Source organism: Maribacter luteus, assembly GCF_009674825.1.
GTDB classification, from domain to species: Bacteria; Bacteroidota; Bacteroidia; order Flavobacteriales; family Flavobacteriaceae; genus Maribacter_A; species Maribacter_A luteus.
The window spans coordinates 74,897-100,212 of sequence record NZ_WKJH01000018.1; the positions used below are offsets into that span (position 1 = coordinate 74,897).

10 protein-coding genes are annotated in these 25,316 nt (G+C 38.5%); 1 reads left to right on the plus strand and 9 read right to left on the minus strand.

The features are described from left to right. Positions 1–3: 3 nt before the first annotated feature. Positions 4–3,525, minus strand: coding sequence for a sulfatase-like hydrolase/transferase (locus GJ691_RS11640; protein ID WP_154367044.1), 3,522 nt, complete (start codon positions 3,523–3,525; stop codon positions 4–6). 584 nt (positions 3,526–4,109) lie between these two features. On the opposite strand from GJ691_RS11640, the gene GJ691_RS11645 reads away from it, so the two are divergent. Further along, on the plus strand, positions 4,110–5,873 hold the full coding sequence (locus GJ691_RS11645) for a sulfatase family protein (protein WP_154367046.1): 1,764 nt from the start codon (positions 4,110–4,112) through the stop codon (positions 5,871–5,873). Between the two features lie 111 nt (positions 5,874–5,984). Here GJ691_RS11645 and GJ691_RS11650 read toward each other — a convergent pair whose 3' ends face one another. The 8 genes from GJ691_RS11650 to GJ691_RS11685 all read right to left on the minus strand — a co-directional run bounded on the left by GJ691_RS11650 (position 5,985) and on the right by GJ691_RS11685 (position 25,276). After that, positions 5,985–8,741: a glycoside hydrolase family 78 protein gene (locus tag GJ691_RS11650; RefSeq protein ID WP_154367048.1), complete on the minus strand. Its 2,757-nt coding sequence runs from the start codon at positions 8,739–8,741 to the stop codon at positions 5,985–5,987. Between the two features lie 21 nt (positions 8,742–8,762). Then, complete coding sequence (locus GJ691_RS11655) at positions 8,763–10,931, minus strand: beta-xylosidase (RefSeq protein WP_154367050.1); 2,169 nt, start codon at positions 10,929–10,931, stop codon at positions 8,763–8,765. Between the two features lie 16 nt (positions 10,932–10,947). Then, positions 10,948–12,354, minus strand: coding sequence for a cellulase family glycosylhydrolase (locus GJ691_RS11660; RefSeq protein ID WP_154367052.1), 1,407 nt, complete (start codon positions 12,352–12,354; stop codon positions 10,948–10,950). A 320-nt stretch (positions 12,355–12,674) separates the two neighbouring features. Further along, positions 12,675–14,252: a RagB/SusD family nutrient uptake outer membrane protein gene (locus tag GJ691_RS11665; RefSeq protein WP_154367054.1), complete on the minus strand. Its 1,578-nt coding sequence runs from the start codon at positions 14,250–14,252 to the stop codon at positions 12,675–12,677. Between the two features lie 17 nt (positions 14,253–14,269). Next, on the minus strand, positions 14,270–17,311 hold the full coding sequence (locus GJ691_RS11670) for a SusC/RagA family TonB-linked outer membrane protein (RefSeq protein ID WP_154367056.1): 3,042 nt from the start codon (positions 17,309–17,311) through the stop codon (positions 14,270–14,272). An 813-nt stretch (positions 17,312–18,124) separates the two neighbouring features. Beyond that, positions 18,125–19,639, minus strand: a complete 1,515-nt coding sequence (locus GJ691_RS11675; protein ID WP_154367059.1) for a sulfatase — start codon at positions 19,637–19,639, stop codon at positions 18,125–18,127. 459 nt (positions 19,640–20,098) lie between these two features. Continuing rightward, positions 20,099–22,573, minus strand: a complete 2,475-nt coding sequence (locus GJ691_RS11680; RefSeq protein WP_154367061.1) for a glycoside hydrolase family 2 TIM barrel-domain containing protein — start codon at positions 22,571–22,573, stop codon at positions 20,099–20,101. Then, positions 22,574–25,276 carry a family 78 glycoside hydrolase catalytic domain gene (locus GJ691_RS11685; RefSeq protein ID WP_246200167.1) on the minus strand — a complete coding sequence of 901 codons (2,703 nt, stop codon included), beginning with the start codon at positions 25,274–25,276 and terminating at the stop codon, positions 22,574–22,576. Between the last annotated feature and the right edge of the window lie 40 nt (positions 25,277–25,316).

A 25,316-nucleotide genomic window follows, 5' to 3' on the forward strand; every position in this document is an offset into this window, starting at 1 on the left:
AATTTAAAATGAATTTATTTTTAATTGGATCGTATGTTCACCTGGTGACAATCTAATCGATTCGAAAGCTGACGGAACTTTTTGTCCGTTGTGAATCAAGTCCTTACCATCCAGTCCATTCAATGAAAATTCGGCCACCATATTACCAGGTACTTCTATTATATAGGTTTGAAGTCGTGGTCCGTTATGGGTATATTTTCCTTTAATGGTCCCCCTTACAGTAGGGACTTCAATGCTACTTGATTTTAAATTGCTCATTTGAGGTTTAATCGTGGCCACCCCAAACCCGGGTGTTTTTGGTTTTATTCCCCATAAACCCCTTGGTATAACATTGGCTGGCACAGCTCCCCACGCGTGGTTCCAGTCTAAGTTATTCTTATATTTATTGTCCCAAGCTTCCAGTGTAATGGTAGAACCTATACGAATCATGTTATACCAACTTCTTTCTGCCGTACTTGCTAATAGATCCAGGGCATAATCTTCTTCTCCAGCATTATACAAACCATCCATTAAGAATTGGGAGCCATATACACTACATGCCAAACCTCGGGATTTAACGTAATCCACTACCGAGCTATAATGTTCCTCTGGGACCAAACCAAAGGCCAATGGCATCATATTGGCGTGTAATGATGCGTGGTCTGTACCTATTCCGTCTACATAGATTCCACGTTCTTTATCGAACATTTGCTCATTAACAGCCTTTTTGGCTTTTGCTGCCCTTAGCTCAAAATCAAGGACTTCTTGTGTTTTACCCAGTATTTTGGCAAATTCCGCCATGATTTTCATATTCTCATAGAAGAATGAATTTATTACCGTACTATAAGGTTTGAATACAAAACCATCGCGTTCCCCTTTGGTTTCACTTCCGTTAAAATTAGCTCCCGGCCAATCTACGATATCTGTCAAAGGTTTTTTATAACCATCGGGGAATCCTAATTTTCGCATAAATTCCGCATCTACCTTAGTAGAGGTAATTAAGCCGTCTTCATTTGAAAGTTCATATAATGACTTATGTTTTAAGGCGTCATAGTAACGCTCTATGAGCTCTGTATTACCTGTGTACATATAATCGGCATATATCAACAAAGGAACATGCTGCTGCCATTCGGTCGGCCAAGTAGGGTGCTGCATAAAATACTCTATGGTACGCCTGGCCATGGCGTACTCCCGATCGGTGGTATAATGACTCAATTGATTTAGATAGGCATCGGCTTCATAAGGAATACGCTCTCTATCACCATCTACATATAGCCCATTAAAGGTGGTTGCTTTGATAGAATATTTACACAAATCCCAAACTTGATTTAAGATCGTATTGTTACTCTTAAAACTACTGGCACTATCATCCCAATAGGTGTGAAATGCCAATTGCTCAACATCTTTTGATTTAATCTCTGATTGGGTACCTTCAATTTCAGCATACCTGAACGGCACCAATGGAGGAAATCCGTCTGGTAATGGTATAGCCTTATTCGGTCTTGTATTCCTTTCGTCAGTTTGAACAGGAATCCTATAGGTGGTTTGTCCTGGTTTTACGTTGACTTTCAATTCTTGGTAACGAATATTGCTTTTTGCGGGAGGGGTCCGGTTAACATTGCCCTGCCCATCCAACATTTCTCCCACTCTAATGGTTAAAGTGTGCGGGGTTTCTGCATGGTATGTGAAATCCATGGTAGCAAAAGCAGCTTTACCAAAATCCATAAAATAAAAACCATTTTTATTTTCGAACTTTTCCGGCTTGATCTTATCCATTATGAATTTATTCTCAGTGGATATGATATAACTATCACTTTTTCCTGTAGTGAATTTTTGGGCTTCTGAGTAATTGACCAAACGATTTTCATCATCCCAAATGCGTACTTTCCAATAATAGGTTTTACCTATTTCTAAAGGTTTTCCTTCATATTCCACATTTGTTGATTTTCCCGAGGCAACTCGTTGGCTATCCCAAATGTCCCCATTATTGTTATCGATACCCGATTTGCTTGAAGCAACTAAAATCTGATAGGCCGACTGGAAATTTGATTCTAATGGCACTGTCCAACCAAACTCAGGTTTTAAATCAAAAATTTTTACATCCGTGCTAGGTTCTCTAATAAGTTCAACGGTTAGATCTACAGGTGGGGAAGTATATTTGTCGCTGTTTTTCTGTATTAAAATTTCAAGTTTTGCTCTTAATTTATCGGATATGTTTTTATACTTTTTCTTGCCAATCAAGTTCTTAATCTCTTGTGGGTCTTTTTTTAAATTATAAAGTTCCTCAATGGATTTGTCGTTTACATACCTAAAATATTTCCATTCTTCCGTTCGCACCCCTTCGCTTGGAGGAATATTTTCAAAATCCCATAAATGTTCGATTAAAACCGTGTCTCTGTTGATTTCGTTGGTTTCTTGCTCGACTATTGGCAATAAACTTTTTCCTTGCCATGATTCCGGAGCTTTAACCCCAGCCACATCCGCAATTGTAGATGTCACGTCAATGTTAAGAACCATGTCATTGATATCTTGGTGCTTGTTTATCCTTGGGTCATAAATTATCAATGGTACGCGAACGGAATTATCATACATGAGCCATTTACCTGCCAATTGGCGTTCTCCCATAAAGTAACCATTATCCCCCATTAGGATAATAACGGTGTTTTTATCCAGTCCTTTTCTCTTAAGTTCTTCCCTGATTTTTGCGATTTCCCGATCAACACCCGAAATCATTCGATAATACCCTTTTACGCTATGTTGGTATTTTTCCGGGGTGTCGTAACGCCAAGTCCATCGTAATCTATTGAAACCATCACGAACAGATTTTGGTAGGGCCTCGAAGAATTTGTCATCTGCCAATTCTGGACCGGGCATATTGGTGTTTTGGAGCAATGCATCAGACTCTTCTTGCCAAAAATATTGTTCTTTTGCACCATCATGAGCGTGCGGCGCACTGAAACTGAGTGAAAGACAGAAAGGTTTTTCCTTGTCTGCCCCTGCTATGAAATCTATTGCTTTTTGTCCGGTATATCGCGTTAGGTGAACCGTATCCTTACCTAAGGTTTTGTAGTAGTATCCCCTTCTGTCTTTATAGGAGTTGTTTCGATCGTAAGATTCATAGATGTCAAATTGTTTGTCCAATCCCTCGTAACGAACGCCGAATTTACCGAAGAATCCCGTCATGTATCCGTTTTCTTTCAATACCCTTGGATAGGAATTTACCATATAGCTTTCCCTGATGTTCCCTGTTTGAAAGTTGAAATTATGGGTGCGCTCATGAAGTCCCGTCCAAAGACTGGCTCTACTCGCTGCACAAATGGGAGTAGTAACCATGGCGTTGTTGAAATAAGTTCCCTCAGTGGCCAATTTGTCCATTTCAGGAGTAGAAATCAATTTGTTGCCTGCATACCCCAATGCGTCAAAACGCTGGTCATCTGTCAGTATGAAAATGATATTGGGTTTTTTTGTTTCATCTGTTTCATTTTGTGCTTTTACCATAATAATGGAAAAACAAAAAAGGATAACTGTAAATAGTCTCATTTTCATCGAAATATATTTTAAAGTATTGACTTGAATAGCCGTGACATAAGCTGGCTATATGTTATTAAGATAATGTTCTTCAAACTTATGTTTCAAAGGGATAATATCCATCCTGTTCTGTCCTGAAATTTTGAGTAATAAAAACAACTTAAATTCTGTTGTTTAAAGCAAATTACTAATCTTCTCTAAATTATGCGTTTTAACATTGCCCCTGACTTTAAACCTTAAATGATAGGGGAGAGGATATTGAAGTTTTAATTATTGGAAATAATTTTTTTTTCGGGTATTTATTTAATCCAGTGATGTATAAAAAGCATTATCTTTTATGGTCGTTTATATTCAATAAGAGGAGAGAAGTTCTTAAATGGGATTATTATAATAATCAAAGCTCTTGTCAGTGATTGTATTGGTTTTTTTTTACCTTTATAGATGTCAAAAAGCCATATTCTGATTACCAGTTTCGGTGTTCAATACACATTCTTGCAAAATGATATCTGAAACTTGGTTAAATCATATTTAGTGACGATTTGATTGGTTTTTTCTTCTTTTTAATATTCTTGAATAAAAAAATTCCCGTAAACTAAATTAACATGAAAAATTATTTCGTCTTGTTTAAGATTCTAACATTTTTTGCACTTAGCTGTTTGTTATTGGCAAGCTGCCAATCCAAAACCAAGGAAACAAAAAACTTTTCTTCGTCAGTTGCTACGAACGAGTTGCCCCAACGCCCTAATATTCTATGGTTGGTGACCGAAGATATGGGTGCTTATATTCCTTCTTTTGGTGATTCGACTATAGTAACACCGAATTTAAGTCGATTAGCAAAAGAAGGAGTCGTATATCCAAATTTATATTCTACCTCTGGGGTATGCGCTCCAAGTAGAGCGGCAATTGCTACGGGGATGTATCCTACGAGTATTGGGGCGAATGATATGAGAACTACTTCGAATACCAATGAAACAGGTTTGCCTGCATATGGCGCGGTTCCTCCACCCGAAGTGCGTATGGTCAGTGAATTGCTTCGGATGAACGGTTATTATTGTTCAAACAATTATAAAGAGGATTATCAATTTAAAGCCCCTAAAACAGCATGGGATGAGAGTGGGCCATATGCCCATTGGCGCAATCGCGATAAGAATCAGCCTTTTTTCTCTGTATTCAATTTTACCGAAACGCATGAGTCGGGATTATTTGAACCTTATGGTTTCAGAAAAATAGAAACCAGGCATTACCATGAAGGGGATACAACCTATACATGGGGTCCAGGACGAATGACTGAAGAAGAAACACCCGTACACTTGCCAAAAGATACAGAGTTTAACATTCCCCCCTATTTACCCAATACGCCCGTGGTGCGCCGCGATATGTGGAAATTATACAATAATATTGCTGAGATGGATCGTCAAGTCGGGGCGGTATTGAAGCAGTTGGAGGAAGATGGTCTGTTGGATAACACCATTGTCTTTTTCTATGGAGATCATGGTGGTCCGTTGCCTAGAGAGAAACGCTTGATCTATGATTCAGGATTGAATACTCCCATGATCATTCGATTCCCTAATAAGGTCAATGCAGGGATTAAAGATGGTGAATTGATCAGTTTTGTCGATTTTGCCCCCACTCTTCTTTCTTTAGTGGGTATTGAGCCTCCCGCATATTTACAAGGACAAGCTTTTTTAGGTGTCGATAAATCGAGTAAGGAACGCAAATATATTCATGCTGCCGCTGATCGGTTTGATGAGATTACCGACGTAATCAGGGCCGTGCGGGATGATCAATTTAAGTACATTCGAAATTACAGACCTGATCAAGGTTATTATTTACCCGTTGGGTACAGGGAAAAAATACCTACAATGCAGGAATTATTGCGTTTACGTGATGAAGGAAATTTGGACAGTATACAATCACTTTGGTTCAGGAATCGAAAAGACCCTGAAGAATTGTATGATTGCAAGTCCGACCCCCACGAAATACATAATTTGGCCAAGGATCCTGCCTTTAAAGGAAAATTGGAAGAATTGCGAACAGAAATGGATCGTTGGCTTAAAGAGATTGAGGATGAGCCCAATCTTCCGGAAAGGGGGTTGATTGCCCAGTTGTGGAATGGCGCAGAAACGCAACCTGTAACTTCGAAACCTGAAATTGAAATAATTAATAATAAGATTTTGATTAACTGTGCTACTGAAGGTGCCTCATTGGGATATAAGATTATTGGTAAAGATGGGAATATACCTAAAGTTTGGACCGTCTATCAAGAACCTTTTGAAGCTCCAGAAGGTAGTAAATTACTATCACAAGCCTATCGGATAGGGTTTATTCCTAGTAGTATTGTAGAGCATACTAATATTGGTAGTTAATATAATGATCTACGTGATTTTCATTCACCTTATATCAAATAATATTGAAAACTTAAAAACCCCGGTAAGTAGCCGGGGTTTTTATTTACGGAAATTTATGATTTTTCAGGATTATAGTTTATCTATCGGGTATATGAACGAATACGTGCCCGAACCTAGTTCAACTTGAACACCTTTATCTGTTTGCTTAATCGTAAACTTTATGTTTCCCTTGGGCTTATTGCCGTTGGGTAAAACATGTTCAATAGTAGCTTTCGGTAGCGTAATTGTTGCGGTAGTGTTCGCGGGTATGATTACTTCATAATGGAATTTTCCTTCCTTAATTTCCCAATCGGATTTTATCTTTCCATAAAGGGAGAAGAATTCAGCCTTTGCAGAAGTTAATCCACCTCCGGGATGTGGGTCAAATAATATATGCTTGTACCCAGGGTTTTCCGGATCTATCCTTAATCCGCCTACGTGTGTATAGAGCCATTCTCCAATTGCACCATATGAATAGTGATTAAAACTGTTCATGCCTTCAATAATGGTTCCATCTGGTTTTTGTGTGTCCCAACGTTCCCAAATGGTCGTGGCTCCCATGGTTATTGGGTAAAGCCAAGAAGGAAACTCCTTTCGGTTCAATAACATAAAGGCCAAGTCGTCTCGACCTATTTTTGAAAGCGTGCTGCAGAGTAGGGGGGTACCCAAAAATCCGGTAGTTAAATGTCCGAATTTTTTTACGTCTTGGGCGAAATACCCGGCAGACTTATCAATTAAGTTCTCGGGAATCAAATCAAATGAAAGTGCTAACGCATAGGCCGTTTGCGTATGGGAGACCAAACGGCCGTTTGGTGTAATATATTCTTGAATAAAGGCTTCCCTAATATTTTCTGCTAGCCTCCCATAGGTAACCATATCTTCATTCTCACCTATTATAGAAGCTATTTTACTTAATAAGGTGGTGGAGTAATAGGCATAAGCCGTGGCGATCAAATCCTTCTCAGTAACCGATCCATTGTAATCGGGCTTATCTGCATTGTAAGCGAGCCAATCGCCCCAATGCCAATGTTTATAGTCGATCCATAGATAATCTTCTCCGGCACTTTTGGCCATAAAATCTACCCATTTTTTCATGCTGCTATACTGTTCTTCCAAAATACGTTTATCACCGTAAGATTGGTATACCGTCCAAGGAATGATTACTGCTGCATCTGCCCAACCTGTTGCACCACCTTTCGCAGCTGCACCTTTACTTGCGCTAAGTATATCTGGCACTACATTGGTAACCACCCCATCTTTATGTTGATCTAGGGCCAAATCTTTTAGCCACTTTGTATAAAATGCGGCTACGTCGAAATTATAAGCAGCCGTCATACTGAAAACCTGGGCGTCACCTGTCCAACCTGCTCTTTCATCCCGTTGAGGGCAATCTGTAGGAATATCCAAAAAATTATCTTTTTGTCCCCATTGGATATTACTCTGTAATTGATTGATCATTGGGTCGGAAGTTGTAAAACTTCCGGTAGGAGTGATTTCGGAATGAATGACCACACCCGTTATATCATCTAGGTTTAAGGTACCAGGATAGTCGATTACTTGAATATAACGAAATCCGTGAAAGGTAAAATGAGGTTCAAATATTTCTTCGCCTTCACCTTTTAATGTGTAAATATCTGTCGCTTCGGCAGCTCTTAAGTTGGTTGTATAAAAATTGCCGTTTTTATCAAGGACTTCGGCAAATTTCAAGGTGACTTTGTGCCCTTTTGGACCTCTTACTTTCATACGCGCCCAACCGACTATATTTTGACCTAGGTCCAAAACGGTTTCTCCTTTGGGAGTAGAAATCAGTTTTTTGGGTTTAATTTCTTGAATGGCTTTTACTGGCGGACCTTGTGGTGCAACCAGAATATCTTTTGGATGGTCTAGGACTTCGACCTTATCCCAATTATTATCATTGAACCCAATATTAGCCCAACCATCTAGCTCTAATCGAGCATCATATTTTTCACCGTTGTACATGTCTGACTCTAAGATGGGACCGTATGAAGCCTTCCAATCGCCGTTGCTAACGACAGTCTCGGTTGTGCCATCATTGTAAATTATGTTCAATTGAATAAATAGAGCAAGTTGTTTTCCATAAAAGGCATAGTCACCTTGCCATCCTATATTGCCACGATACCAACCATCACCGACTATTGCTCCGATCGCGTTGTTGCTTTTCAACATATTCGTAACATCATAAGTCTGGTACTGCAATCTCTTATCATAACTGGTATAACCTGGCGTAAAAAGATCATCACCTACTTTTTCTCCGTTCAGGTAAATTTCATAGACACCTAAGGAGGTTACTTGAACTTTGGCTGATTTTATCGATTTTTTGGCCTGAAACTCGGTTCTAAAATATTGTGAAGGGTGTGATTTTTTCTCAGTGGTTATATCGTCCATGGCAATGTAAGAAGCAGACCATAATGATTTATCCAAGATGCCCATTTCCCAAAATGCAGGGGAACTCCATGAAGAAACTTTGTTCTTATTGTTCCATACCCTTACCCGCCAGTACGCCCGTTGCATTGACTTTAATACAGGTCCGTTATAAACCACATTTACCGATTGATCACTTTCTACCCGGTTCGAAGACCAAATAAGGCTTTTCCCATTTACTAGATTTTCCTTGGAGTCCGCTACGTGAATTTCGTATGCCGTTTGCATAACATTTTGGCCATCTGAACTTATTTGCCAACTCAGTCGCGGTTTTTCCACATCAATGCCAATGGGATTGGTTCTGTATTCTGTAACCAGTTTTGTTATCTGATCTTTTTTAATGGTAAATGATGTTGTCAAGAGTAGACCAAGGATTATAAAACCAACTTTAAGTGTATTCTGCATAGTGTAAATGATTTTACTTTATTAAAAAACCTTAAGTGTGGTTTGTTTAAGATCTTTAGTAGCTGATGATGATCCTACGGAAATCGTAAACGTACCGGGTTCAACGACTTTTTCCATTTCCTGGTTCAGAATGGAAAGCTCATCAAAACCTAATTGAAAGGATACGGTTTTAGTTTCCCCTGGTTCTAGATGGATGCGTTCAAACCCCTTTAGCATTTTAAGATACCTGCCCACTGAAGCAAAATCATCCCGAACATACATCTGTACCACTTCATCACCAGCTCTGGATCCCGTATTTTTAACTTCCACGGAAACAGTAGTTGAACCGTCCTTGGCAATCGTGGCATCTGCAAGTATTGGTTCACTGTATTTAAAAGTAGTATAACTTAGGCCGTAACCAAAGGGAAACAGGGGAGACTTATCACTATACCTGTACTGCCCTTTGCCGGTCCCTATAAAATCGGGACGTTCCAAATAAGTGACAGGTAGTTGCCCAACTGAACGGGGGAAGGAAACGGTAAGTTTACCTCCTGGATTTACATCGCCAAAAATAGCATCTGCGATTGCGTCACCTGAACGCATTCCCAAATACCAAGTCTCAAGAATTGAAGGTACATTTTCGGCAATATAGTTAATGGTTAGTGGTCGCCCGTTGATGAGTACAACAATTACTGGTTTTCCTGTTTTATGTATTGCTTCTACAAGTTCGTTTTGTACGCCATAAAGGTTTAAATCGGAGCGATCAGCACCTTCACCACCTGTACTTCGGGATCCACCGACTACTAAAACAACGGCATCCGAATTTTTTGCCGCGGCAATTGCTGCCGGAAAGCCTGCTTTGGAGGTATCCAATAAATCACAACCTTTGGCGTAATTGATTTTTACATTATTGTTCACCTTGTTTTTTATACCATCTAAAACAGATACATAATATGGCGGTAAACCGGAGTACCCGCCCAAGAGTGAGTAAGAACCTTTTTCAGGTCTTTCTTCGGTGGCATTGGGACCGATAACTGCCAAGGATTTGATTTTCGTCATATCCAACGGTAAGAGGTCGTTATCATTTTTTAATAGGATAATTGCCTTTTTGGCCATTTCATAAGCATAATCCTGATGTTCTTTTGTACCGGCATTAACAGTTTCAGTATCAATCTCTTTAGGTTCAGTATCAAATAAGCCCAATTTATATTTTGCAGTTAAAATACGAGATGTTGCAATGTCTATGTACTTCATCAATTCAGGATCCTGTGTTATCGTATCCTTCAATACATTGGTGTGATACGATGCGAGGTCAACATTCTTTCCAATGACTAAGTCCATGTCAACACCAGCTTTTAGTCCTAAGATAGCTGACTTGGCTCTCGTTTCCGAAATAAAATGCATGGTCCCTAACCTTGCAATATCATTATTATCAGAAACTATAAAACCGTCGAAACCTAGCTCATCTCGTAAAATATCCTTTAGTAACCAAGTATTCATATGGTTTGGAACTCCATTATAATCTTGATGGCCTGGCATAACTGAACCTACCTTTGCTATCTTAACTGCAGCCTCAAAGGGTGGTAGATAAACCTCTCGCAATCGACGTTCGGACATATCACTAAAACCACCATTGATGCCGCGACGGTTTTCCGGATATCCTATAAAATGCTTAGCCGTTGCAATAACATGATTCTCATCAAACTGCTCATCACCTGTACCTTGTAGACCCTCGATAAACGCAACACCCATTTTCGAAACCAAATAAGGATCTTCGCCATAAGATTCTTCGACCCTACCATACCTTGGATCACCAGAAATTACGTCTAAATTAGGTGAATAACAATGGGTAACACCTAAAGTACGCGCTTCTATTGCTGTTTGTGAAGCCATTTTTTTAATTAACTCGGGTTCCCAAGTTGAGCCACAAGCAATAGCTTGAGGATAAACAGTTGTATTACCATAATAATCAAGAACAAGCCATAATCCATGTAGGGCTTCTCCATATTTCATATACGGAATACCTAAACGATGGTTGGCAGGCGCATCTTGGGTCATTTCCGCTATTTTTTCCTCAAAGGTCATTTGACTTACTAGATGTTCTACTTTTTTATTGATATCGCGGTCCTCTTTACTTTTATAGGTTTTGTTTTCAGTTTTGCAACCGACAATGAACATTATGTACAATACTATGGAAATCGTTTTTTTCATTTTAATTGGCTTTTATTTATTCTTTAGATGTTTCAAAATTCCTGATGCCGGGAACGATTCTTATCTTTAATCGGTTTCTACCTTCCGGCCATTTTAATATGATTAATTTTTGGCTGCTATCATCCCAAATGTAATTATGGGGGTCAACATCCTTGGGAACTTTATAAACTTCCAAATCTATATTTTTCAATGGGTTGTGGTAGAGGTAGATATCATCGTCGATTAGTACTGAAAATCCGTCGGGATAATGTCTATTGGCTCCTATGAATATCTTAGAAGCCCCTTTTTCGTTATCGGGTTTTATGTTTAGGTCCAAACTTCGCGTGGCATGGTGGTACATAAATGATTGTATGTCCCCGGCAATGGTTTGGGGATAAGGTCTTGCGATAATATCGGTAATATATTTTCTTTCGACCGTTCCTACGGCCTTTTTGTCACTGAAAATCGCCCAAGTTGAAGGTCCTCCGGGAAGAAAATTCTGCATAGTTCTATTCCCTAAAAACCATGCCTTGATACTGCCAACTCCCATTTGATCAAATACTTCTGCAGTTCGGATATAAAGTTCCCTGTATTTGAGTTGGCCAAAATTACCTGAGATCAAGGTGTCTGTAGTGGCAAAAGTGGGAAATCCCCATTCCCCGATAAGAATAGGTGCATTGAGCATTTGTGATTCTTGGTCAAAGCGATCCATCACAGGTTTGATAAAATCAATTTTATTTTGATAGATATGTGGGGCGAATATAATATTCTCCCGGTTAATGGGCGCGGTGATTTCCGCATATTGATTATTGTCGATACCTTCTCCTTTGTTCATGAATATGGATTGTAAAAGAATCTTTTTATCGGCATTTATCTTTTGACTTTCGTCGATAATCCTTTGGTAAAGGGGAATCAGATATTTTTTTGTGAGGCGGTCGTAAGAAATATCCATCGTTAGCTTCCTAGGTTCATTGACAATGTCATATCCCAAGACTGATGGGTCGTCTGTGTACCTGTTCCAGATTACCTTCCAAGCTTCTATATAGGTTTGGTACTCGTTGTTCTTGTTCAACCAAAACTCTTCCCAAATAAATTTATCTACCCCATAAACGGTCATTTTAAAAACTGTTTTCATACCGGAATTTTTGCCTAGGTTGACCAAAGTATCAAGTTTCATCAAATAATCCTGTTCTAATCTGCCACCTGGGAAAATGCTTAACTTTCCTAGTTCCAATCGTATGACTTGTGTATTGGCTCCCATACGAACCATTCTGGTATAATCGTCAGAGTTGAAAAATATCTCACCTTTATGGTCATTGGTGTTGACCACGAAACCTCTTGGTATGATGTGGCGCCCAGCTTCATCGCGAAGGCCGTGTTTAATCTGTGTAAATGCCATAAAGGCATTGAATAAAGATACAAAGAGAACAATTCTAAATTTCATAATGAGTAATCAGATATGAGTAGGCAATATATTATTTGGTTCGCGAATATCTATCCCGCACTGTGCTGACTTTATCTATTATTAAGAACTTCAAGTGCATGGTAATGAAATCTTCTCGGTAATTTTTCTTTTTCAGATAGGGCTGATATATTTATCGGAGTTATCGAATATGGAAAAAGAACGTAAATAAGAAATCGGAATATCTGTTATGTAATAAAATGGGGCAAAAGATTTCTTTTGCCCCATTTTCCAAACTAACTCAAACAACTCAAAATTAAATTACCCATAAGATTGTGCTTTGTGCAATATTATTTTTCATCTTACCTATATCCATTATTAGTAGGGTCCGAGTCCAATAAAGCAGGATTTTGTTCCAGTTCTTGCAGAGGAATGGGCAGTAAGACATGGTAGGGTTTTATATTGACATTCGGTTCCCAGAAGCGATATTCAAGATTTTGAACCACATCAAGCAATATACCCCACCTTATTAAGTCATACCTTCTATGTGCCTCTCCGGCTAGTTCCCATTTACGTTCATCGTAGATGGCTTCCCTAAACTCTTGCTGGCTCAACCCTTTAATTGCTTCAGCCTCCTCTATGGTCGCAAAGGCGCGTTCCCTAATTTCTTTGATGTACCCATAAGCAACCGTAGGGTCCCCTCCAGGGCGTTCGTTCTCACATTCGGCAGCCATCAGGTGCACATCGGCCAATCTAAACACCATTCGATTATCTGAATGGTTAAAACGAGGAGAAGTTTCCAGATCTAAATTCCAAAATTTGGCCATGTAGGGGAAATTTAAATCAAACCCCAAATAGTTATCCACAATGTTTAGCTCCCTTCTTAAATCGTTCAAAGGAAATTTTTCTGCAAAATCCTTAGATGCCACCTGTAACCCTGTTCCATTAAATGCTTGTCCGTTTGCAGAAAGTGCATCCCTCAATGCACCTCTTTCATCTGTGTTTTTGGGTTCATCCCTCAAACGTGGATTGAACATACTGGGTCTCCAGCTATTATTACCTGCAAAGGCGGCGCCAGGAAAAGCTGGGTCAAATATACCTTCAATATCTTTTGCAAAATCCAAGGACCAAATAATTTCAGCATTATACTCATTCAAGGGATCAAAAACTTCATTATAGGTTGGTAAAAGCATATGAGGGGATTCATTAATGATTTCCAAACATTTGGCCAGACCTGCTTCCCAGCTTTCTTGTTTCATATAAATTTTTGCCTCAATGATAGCCGCGGCCCATTTTGAAGCCCTTCCTCTTTGTGCCTCTGGATAAGAGTCTGGTAAATTGGCTTGTGCGAATTGTAGATCGGACAAAATACCGTTAATTATGGTTGCTTCATCCGTTCTTCCTAATTGACCGACTTCTTCAAGTGTCAATACTTCGTTATAATAAGGTGCAGCTCCCCAAAGATTGGTAATATGCCAATAACATAATGCTCGTAAAAATGTAGCTTCAGCAATGATTTCTGTCCGTGCTTCTTGAAGTAAAGCTTCATTGCCGCTAACCCTATCTATAATAATATTAGTATTGAAAATAACTCTATAAAGGTCTTTCCATGTATCCGAAACACTCATTTTTTGTACTGACACATCGGCTAATGCTTCATTCAATGAATAATTGCCAATAGGTTCTACAAAATTTGCTGAACGATTGGGTTCAATTATATCTGCGCCGTTGTCATAAAAATGATCAAGGCCTACTTGACCGTATATCGAGTTGTTTTTCAGAATGGCATAGGTACCCTGAATAGCCTGTCTTGCATCGTTTTCCGATGCAAAAAAAGTTTCTGGTGCCACAATTGCTCTTGGTTCTTCTTCTAAAAATTTCTCGCAACTTAGAAACGAAAATAATATGAAGGTGTATATAAATATATTTTTTGTTTTCATATCTGATTTTTTATTTTTTAAAAAGTTATGTTTAGACCAAGTGTAATAACACGAGGATTGGGATATTCACCATTTAAATATCCTTGTGCTATATTACCTAATCCAGATCTGCCAAAGTTACTGGCCTCAGGCTCAATCAAACGAGTCTTCGAAAATAACAACAGATTACTTCCCGATACATATACGGTTGCATTTTTTATACCGTCTAAGCCCATTTTTTCTATTGGGAAATTATAGGCCATCCTTGCAGTTTTAAGACGAATGTGAGAGCCGTCTTCAACATATTCCGAATTACTAGGTGTGTTTGTAACCGAATCACCACCTGCCCTTGGAATGTCGGAAGTTGGGTTTTCAACTGTCCAACGGTCACGTAAATCTCCAAATTTCACCGTTTCACCACGATTAAAATAATGATTACGCATTCTTAAATTATAGACTTCATTGCCCGTGGTACCTTGAAAATAAAATGAAAAATCAAAATTTTTGTATGAAAATGAATTTTCGAATCCAAAGATCAAATCGGGAAACGGACTACCCAAAACAACATTATCTTCTGTTGAAATAATATTATCTCCGTTCAAATCCTCAAATCTTGCTCCTCCAACTACTTGAGAGGAAAGGCCGGAAGCATCTATTTCTTCCTGACTTTTCCAGGTTCCCAGATAATTTACCCCTGTAAAAACAGGAACCGATTCACCTACGATCAATCGAGTATTACCCGAGCCAATAATGGGGTCTACTACGACATCAATAAATTCTTGTCCACCAAGATCTAATATTTTGTTCTTGTTTGACGATAAGGTTATCGTAGAGTTCCAACTAAAATTGTCATTTGATATATTGGTGGAATTCACCAATAATTCCCATCCTTTATTTTCAAGGGCCCCAACGTTCTGCAACTGACTGGTAAATCCGGTTTGCCTAGGAATGGTAACATCCAACAGGAGGTCATTGGTTTCTTTTTGGTAGTAATTGAATTCTGTAAATAACCTACCGTTAAACAGTGATGCTTCCAATGCTATGTCCAATGAAGTGGTGGTTTCCCATTTTAAATTGGGATTTGAAGGCCTACCCAATGTTAGACCGGGTACTTCAGATCCATTTAAAGTAGTGTTCGCTTCCGTTAAAACTCCAAGTGTTCTGTATGCTCCGATGGCTTGGTTACCTGAACGTCCCCAACTAGCTCTTAATTTTAAATCCTTGAATAAGTTTTGGTCTTGCATAAATGCCTCTTCACTAATTTTCCATGCACCTGCAATCGAAGGGTAAAACTCATATTTATTTCCTTCAGCGAAAACTGAACTACCATCTGTTCTTCCCACCAAGGTTAATAGATATTTATCCTTATAACTATAGTTTATCCTTCCAAAAAAAGAAGCTATTTGAAATCCGCTATAACCACTGTTCACTATTGATCTGGCTGGATCGGAATTACTTAAATTGTTAAATCCGGTAGCATCACTGGTAATACCGGCGGCTTCTGCTTCGGTGGTTTCTGTAGTAACTTTTTGAAAAGAGGCTCCACCAAGTATGGTAAGGCTATGGTTTTCATTGATATCGGTTTGATATTGTATAGTGTTTTCATTATTCCAACCAGTACTTGCCACGGTCCGTACGCTTGCAGTTCCACCATCGGTTACCCCTATGGCCAGATTGCCAGGTAATTGACTAGAATTGAATCTATTTTGTTTTGTATTATTGAATTCTGGGCTGAAAGTCGAACGAATAGTCCAGGCTGGTGCTGGCTTGTATTCCAAATAAACGGTTCCCAACAAGTTATTGGTGAAGGTCTCATTGGTGTTCAATTCAAAATTTGCAAGCGGGTTCGAGAATGGCGAACCGATAACATCATTAAACCCATTATAAGTACCGTCTTCATTGTATATGGGTTGTGTACGCAATGTTCCAAAAGCGTTGCCACCAAATGAGGTAAGACCATTATCTTGTTTTATTCTAGAATAATTGATACGGAATCCTGCTTTCAAATTATCACTAAGTTTTATATCTAAATTTGATCTGAAAATAAACTTTTCAATACCAGTGCTCTTTACAATCCCTTCTTGATTAAAATAATTGATAGAATTGTAGTAGTTAACGTTTTCGGAAGCCCCTGAAATGGATACATCGGCATTATATATAGGAGCTGGACCTGTTACCAAATCAACCCAATCATTATCTGGATAGGTAGAGGGGTCATTAGGGAATGGTAATGCGGCAGATCTAAACTCGGCACTTTCGTTGGTAAAAGCGATTTGTTCCGCTTGTGATAATAAATCCGGAAGTTCAGGTAACATCTGCATACTTGTATATACATTTACACTTACTTCAGGTTTTCCGGTTCCTACACCTAGGCCATTTTTAGTGGTTAATAATACAACGCCATTTGCACCTCTTGAACCATAAATGGCTATAGAAGAGGCATCTTTTAATATTTCTATGGATTTTATATCATTTGCGTTAATGTTGTTCAGGTTGAAATTTGTTCCGACAACAATACCATCAATGACCCAAAGTGGTTCGTTACTTCCGGTAATGGAATTACCACCCCTAACTCTAATAGCTGTTCCTGCGCCCGGCGCACCACTAACTTGTGTCACTTGGACTCCGGCTGCCCTACCCTGTAATACTTGGTCTACCCTTGAAGAAGGGACTTGGGTGATTTCTTCAGAACTTACTGATGCAACAGAACCGGTCAAGTCAGATTTCGTTGTGGTTCCATAACCGATAACAACGACTTCATCTAATTCGTTGCTTGATTGTAAGAGCACATTGATTTGTGTTTGGGTACCGACAACAACTTCTTTTGGAGCATAGCCTATATAAGAGATTACAAGAACGCTTTGGGGCTCTGCCTGAATCGTGAAATTGCCATCAAAATCTGTGCTCACGCCTGTAGTTGTTCCTTTTATAACTACGGATGCCCCTGGTAATGGGCCGTCGTCTGCGGATACGTTTCCTGATACGGTTTGTTGCGACCATGCAACCACCGAACTAAAGACACAGAGAAGGGTTAAAACCCCACTCCAGAAATTACGGGAATTAGTTTTTTTTCTTTTCATAAGTTGATTGTTTTGTGAGTTGATTTTATGAATATACTTTGTGAATCTTTTAACACTATCCTGTCCTATCCTGTCCTTTTTTGTGTCAATTGACAAAAAAAACCTGATTTGCTTAATGTTTATAGGGGTTGGCAAATGATATTAAAATCACAAAAAAATAACTATTAAATTGTTTTTATATCAATTATATGGTTAAAAAATACAATATACAACAAATGGAGATTTGATTTATTTTAGGTTATGAGAGTTGTTTTTAATAAGGAAATGATATCCAATACATCCTCAAATTGGAAAGAATTTTTTATAATAAATAGATGTGATTTATAAAAATCGATCTCTAATCATTTCGTGGTAAGACTGAAGAGTCGGCACTATGTTGGCCCGTATTGCAATTATGAATGTTCTAATCTATTCTGATAAAATAATTAAGATTTCTATTGGTACAAATAGAAAAAGTATTGATTTGTTCAACAATTCATTACTTCTTTGATTAAATGCAAAAAAGTAGATTGAAAGGCAGTAATTGGTAGGTGTAAATTGTGAGGTAATGCTGTTGTGACTCGTTTATAGTCCCTCTTGTTTATTTTTAATATTTACAGCTTAATTGCCTTTAGTAAAAACAGGTTTATATATTCCGATCAAGGGGTTGTTTATATGTTTCGTAATCCTGTTAAATGAATGTTCAGGGGGTGCTCTCATTGTTGATTACATTGTAATCAACAATTCATTTGTACACTTAGCAATCGTAACTGGGTATATTTCAACACTAAAATGCCATTACTATGTGATATTTTAAATTACTATAATAACGAACTAGTGGTCTGCTCCAATTACCTTGACAGGCCTATTAATAGTTCCATTTGTTCTTGCTTTTTGTTCTACATAATAAGGTTGAAATGTATAGGATGAATTTTGATCCCAGTGGGCATTTGTCTTTGGCAAAAATTCTTTAAGCCTGGCTATTTCTTCCTTATATTGGGGTTTCCTGGCGAGATTCGTAAATTCATTTGGGTCGGTTTTATGATCGTATAGTTCTTCACCACCATCTTCATATCGAATGTATCTGTAACGATCGGACTTAATGGTGTGGTTTTTCATTCCGAAGGTCGTAATGGCAACTGAAGGTTCTTCTTCAGTTTCACCCATCATGAGCGGTACTAAACTTTTACCTTCGTTTCTTTCATAAGCGGGAAGACCACAAAGTTCTAGAAGCGTTGGGTAAATAGATAATAATTCGGCCGGCTTGTCAACTATCTTCCCTTTTGGTAGATTGGGTGCATCGAAAATAAGAGGTGTTTTGGTAGCGGGATCCCAAAGGGCATGCTTGGCAAACGTACCTTTTTCACCTAACCGGTAGCCATGATCAGACCATAAGACAATGACGGTATTATCGGCATATTCACTATTTTCAAGAGCGTTTAACAATCGGCCTATTTCATTGTCAACAAAACTGATACATGCCAAGTAGGCTTGAATGATCTTAGGCCATTCCCCGCTTTTAATGGCCCATTCGGTAGATGGCATCATGGGAAGGTCGTTTATCTTTAGCGCAATCGGAGGAACGTCATTGAGGTCATCTGCCCTATAAGGTATTGTTTCAATACTGTCCAACGGATACATGTCGAACCATTTTTGTGGCACATATAAGGGTACATGTACCCGTAAAAAGCCTACCCCCATAAAGAAAGGTTTATCTTGTTTCCTATTCAGTCGTTCCATCGCCCAATCTACCGATTGATGATCCGGCATTAACGAATCAGCTTCAGGAAAAGCACCCCAATCGGTACTTGTTCTTCCGTATTTTTTTCTGTCAGATGTACCAAAACCATCCCAAACAAAACGTTCTGGAGGGTAAGGTCCAAAACCTTTTACCCGGCCGCCCGATTCATCGAAAACACCATCTGGAGCATGGTTGTGGAACAATTTTCCAATGCCCATGGTATGATATCCGTTTTGTTTAAAGTATTCAGGGAGCATGACAATATCCTTGGTTGCCGGATTCCCTGAACGTATATTATTGTCGTGAACCATACCATAGATACCGGTTGTAGAAGGTCTTAAACCTGTCATTAAAGAAGCTCTTGAAGGTCCGCACAAAGGAGCTTGGCAATGCGCATCGGAAAACACCACCCCATTTGAAATTAATCTGTCTATGTTCGGTGTTTTAGCAGGTCCGTCAAGTCCTCCAATCATCATATTCAGGTCATCTACAGCTAAAAAAAGTACATTGGGATGTTCTGTTTTTTTTGGTATTGATTTTTCTTTTTTTTCAGCACATGCAAGTAGGAGTATACTTAGTGTGATTATTATGTAGTATTTTGTTTTCATCTCCCTATTTAGGATTTCGGTTGTTTACTTTATTATTATATGGTGTTGAAAAAGTCATTATTTACTTCAGCATGGTTATTTGGTGATCTAGATTGATCTTATGGGTTTTCATCTGTATTAACATAGATGACTTTTAATTGATTCACTAAAAAAGTTCCTAATCAATTTCAATACACCATATAGTTGTATTTACTGCTATTATGTATTTTCATTCGTTCAACGGCTTGCAACACTTCTTTTTTCAGAACTTGACTGTTATGGCTTACCAAATAGATTGTATTCATAGCTTGGGTCTGGGCAAATTTCCGATTTGTTCTTTTTGCACCATTCTTCTCTTGATAGAGCTCCTATCCAGTCGGTGATACCATGTATGGCCGTAAATTGCCCAGTCATTAATATAATAGTTGTTTGGCCATTTTAAAGGTCATCTTACTTTGACGATTGTTAATAAGGTTATGCTCATTGTTTTACGGTCAATGCATTTAATTCAACCGTTTTTGGCGTAAGCCCCTCCGAATAGGCTTCGACCTTAATGTTTCCTTCTTCTAACTTACTTTGTAGTATCAGTAAACATTTGCCATTGAATACCTTTCGTTCATTAATCTTGGTTGAAGCCAAGTCCAACGGATCTCCATTGTCAACACCGATATTCTCAGCCGGCCCGGTTATCTTAAAATGAATTAAATTGTTTGCATTGGGTACAAGATTGCCATCTTTATCGATTATGTTGACTTCTAAGTGTATACAACTTTCGCCGTCGGCGTTCATAGTTTCCTTATCTGCCAGAATTTGAATTTTAGCCGGTTTTGAAGCTGTATTTACAATTTTTTCACTTACTACTTTGCCGTCTGTTCTGGCAATCGCCTTTATTGTTCCTGCCTCGTAAGGTACATTCCAAGAGAGATTCATTTGCCCTTCATTACGCTTTGTACCGAACGATTCACCATTAAGGAAAAGCTCTACTTCTTCGGCATTGGAATATGTCCATACAGGGATAACTTTCCCTTCCTTTCCTGGCCATGTCCAATGTGGCAAAATATGTACCATCGGTTCATTCGTCCACTGGCTTTTGTAGAAATAATAATGGTCTTTTGGGAAACCACATAGATCAATGATTCCGAAATTGTGAAAACGGGCCGGCCAACCATTTATGGCTTCACCTAAATAATCATAACCTGTCCATCTAAATTCCCCTGCTACATAGTCTATACTATCTGTTCTTCTCCAAGAATCCCGGGCACTTATTCGAACACTTGAATTATCATAAGAGGAGTTATAAAAATTTGAGAATTCAGGAAAAACCTCTTCCTGTGTTAAATCCGGTACTGCAATACCTTGCTTAGGTGACCTCATCACCGTTTTGGTTTTATATACCCCTCTGGTTTGAAACGAATGGGGAATCTCCGTAGCAATGAACTTTCTATTAGGATAAGTTATTTTGTCCTTTTCATAAAAAACGGACCCACCACCACCGTTGTAACCTGTAACATCGAGCATGGAAGCGAAACCGGAGTCGTTGGCCAAATGTATGAAGCAACAGCCTGCGGTCACAGGTCTTGTATTATCCAATTTATGAACGGTTTTCATTAATGGCTTTAACCGTTTTGGTCCCTCGGGGTAACATTGATCTGGAATTTCATTACCGACACTCCACATAATAATACTTGGGTGGTTTCTGTCGCGAAGTATAATATCCTTTAAATCTTGTTGTGCCCATTGTTCAAAATGTTCATGATAACCATGCTTTACCTTACCTTCATTTTTATAATCAACCCATGGCCAGGAGGCAATCCATTCATCAAAAACCTCATCCATTACCAAAAAGCCCATTTCATCACAAAGTTTGTAAAACTCTGGAGCAAATGGGTTATGTGCCGTACGGATGGCATTACACCCCATATCTTTCAGGATCTTAAGTCTACGGTGAAGTACATCTTCGGGTACGGCCGCGCCGACCGGTCCTGCGTCATGATGGTTGTTAACGCCTTTAATTTTGATGTTTTTTCCGTTTAACCAGAAACCGGTTTCAACTTCAAACTTAATATCCCTGATACCAAATTTGGTTTTATAGGTGTCAAGTACAATATTGTCTTTTGTGATCTTGGTCATTAAAGTATATTGAATCGGTGATTCCGTTGACCATAAATCTGGGTTCTTAACATCAATTTTTTGATTTATTATCTTTTGGGCGTTTTTCAGTACATATTGATCTACCGTGCTTTCCGATACCTTTTCTCCCTTAGGATTGTATATTTCATTAATGATTTGAACCTTTTCATCTGTTGGTAATGTATTGTCTAAAGTGGTTTCTATATGTATTTCTGCGGAATCATCGGTAATATTACGGGCTATAATGTATGTACCGTTTTCGGCAACTGCAATTTTGTTTTTCACATTCAACCAGATATTACGGTAAATTCCACAGCCTGTATACCAACGGCTATTCGGTTGAGCAGAATTATCTGCGCGTACGGTTAATTCATTGTTCCTTTCATTTAAATATGGGGTTAGGTCATAAGTGAAACCAACATACCCATTAGGACGTTTCCCTAGTGATTTGCCATTGATCCATACTTCACTATTACTCATTACCCCATCGAAAGTTATCAAAACCCGTTTGTTTTTCCATGTTTTTTCAAAAGCAAAGTTTTTTCTGTAATAACCTATGCCACCGGGATAAAATCCACCTTGGGGTCCAGAAGGGTTATCTCGATTGATTTCCCCTTCAATACTCCAATCATGTGGAATTTTAACCTTGTCCCAACTAGAATCATCGAAATCAGGTTGTGAGGCCGATTTTTCATCGATCAGCTTAAAACTCCAATCGGTATTGAATTTTATATTACGCAAGGAAATGAATTCCTTTTCGTTATGTGTATTACAATTGGTGAATAGTGTGATCGTTAATATGAACCAGATAAATTTTTTCCCCATTTAATTTAAATTTGATTTAAAACTGTAGGTTCCGGGTCGCACCAAAACTTCAAAAGAACCTTCTTGCGAATCCATCATTCTTATGTTCTGATAGTCTTTAATGTTACCACCATTGACTTTTATTTCTTTTTCTGTATTCCCAGGAATATTGATTATTGCCGTGGTATTTGGAGGAACGGTAACATTCAAATAAAATGAACCATTTTCTTTTTTCCATGCAGAACTTATTTTTCCATAAGGGGAGTGGTAGCTAGCTTCAGCCGATGTAAGAGGTCCTCCTGGAATTGGGGCAATTCTAATGCTTTTATAGCCAGGTTCCAAAGGAGCTATTCCTGCAATTCTTTCATACATCCATTGGCCTATGGCACCATAAGCATAATGATTCAGGCTATTCATACTTTGCGGGTTGTAACCTTCTTCCTTATTATAGCTATTCCAGCGTTCCCACATGGTGGTCGCTCCTTGATTGATAGAATAAAACCAAGACGGATAGGTTTCTTTGAACAAAATTTTATACATTAAATCAATCTCACCCATATCATCCAAAACCTTGGGTAAAATTGGTGTTCCTAAAAACCCTGTTCCTAAATGATAATCCGCCTTCTTAATTTCTTCAAGCAAATGGTTTTGCGCTTTTATTTTGGATTCTGGTTTAAATAAATCGAAATATATACCTAGTAAATAACTTGTTTGAGTTTGCTTGTCTTGTTTAAACCTAGCGTTTTCGTCAAAAAATTCATTTTCAAAAGCGTTAGCAACAGCTTTATACAAATTTTTATACTCTTTTTCGTCATCCGTTTTACCTAAAACACCTGCAATTTTAGATATTAAATGCGCCGAATGCGCAAAATAAGCGGTATTAATTAATTCCTTTGGTGTATCACCTCTATTTCCCTTTTTTAAACTTTTAGAAGGATAAGGTTGCAACCAATCTCCAAAAGAATGCATTATCGGTATATAGGGTTTCTTTTTAACTTTAGATTCATAGTATCCAACCCATTTTTTTGCAGATTCATAACTATCTTCAAGTACCGTAACATCTCCCGTAATATTATAAATATCCCATGGAATAATAACACAGGCATCACCCCAACCTGAACTGGCATTATTATTTTGAAGCACATCAGGAACAATGAATGGTATTAAACCATTTTCATGTTCGGATTGGGTTTCGCGCATACTTTGTAGCCATGCTGTCCAGAAAGCATGTGTATTATAATTGAACATAGCGGTAGGCGAAATAACTTGTGCATCTCCTGTCCATCCCAAACGTTCGTCGCGTTGTGGGCAATCTGTGGGGACATCAAAAAAGTTGTCACGCAAACCCCAAGTAATATTGCTTTGGAGTTGATTTAATTTTTTATGTGATGATGTAAACGTTCCATTTACCTTGAAATTTGAATGTTGCACAAGGCCCTGTACCCAATCTGAGCTTGGTTTGGCATTTTGGTCAAATCCCCTTAATTCTACAAATTGAAATCCGTGGAAGGTAAACTTTGGTGTATATTCTGCAATACCGTCTTTAGCAGCGATATAATAATCGGTTGATCGTGCAGAACGATAATTGGTAGTGTAAAAAGTACCATCTGAAAGTAACATTTCAGAAAAACGGATTTTCAGGGTGTCCCCTTTTTTCATCGGGACCTTTAACTTGGGCACCCCTACCATGTTCTGCCCTAAATTGAAAATTGCCGAGTTATTGTCTACTGATACAATAGTCACATCATCTATGATCGTTTTTTGTTTTACCGTATTATGGCGTTTAGGTTCTAATTTGACGGAGTCCATGATAGCTTCGGTTTCAACACTTTTCCAATCTTTGTCGTTAAAAGAGGTCTTTGTCCAATCCGGCATTTCAAGATTAGCGTCATATACTTCACCATCATAGATGCCGGCCAATCGGATGGGGCCGTTGGCCGTACCTTTCCAACTTTTATCGGAGACTATGATTTTCTTTGAGCCATCTATTGATTCTAGCTCTAATTGACATAAAATTTTAGGCGAAGCCAAATTATCATAAAGAGCCTTTCCTCTGCTGATTCTCCCAGAGTGCCAACCAGAAGCTAATTCTACGGCTAAGGTATTCTGACCTGATTCTATTAAATCGGTAACATCATAGGTGATGGTCTCAATGCGTTTGTCATAGGGGGTCCATCCCGGTGGTATAACGTCATTACTCACATCGTTGCCATTTAAATGAACATCAAAAACACCTTTTGCCGTAATGTACAATCTGGCTGAGGTGATATCAGTAGTTAATTCAAATACCTTTCGCAAATATTGAGGTCTATGCATTAAAAATTCCCGTACCCCTTTGATGCTGTCTTTTGCAGTATTGATTCCTATCCAGTGGGCTTTCCAATCATTATTCTTTAAAAGTCCCAATTCAAAATTTGCTATCTCGCTCCATTCCGATGGTTGTTCTTGGGAATCCCAATACTTAACCTGCCAGTATACTTTCTGTCTTGAAACCAAATTTGGACCTTCATATTTAATGAATATGGAATGGTCAGATATTATTTTTCCGCTTTTCCATACATCAGGATTGTTTGGTAAAAGGTCGGGGGAACTTGCAGCAACAATGGAATAGGCAGTTTGTGATTTTATGTTTTCTGGAAGCTTCCAAGAAAAAGTCGGAGTAGCATCATAAAACCCTTTTGGGTTTTCAAAACCCTCACTGACCGTTAATTCAAATGGGGACAAGTTTTTATTTTCCTGCTTACAAGAAAAAATGCCTAAACAT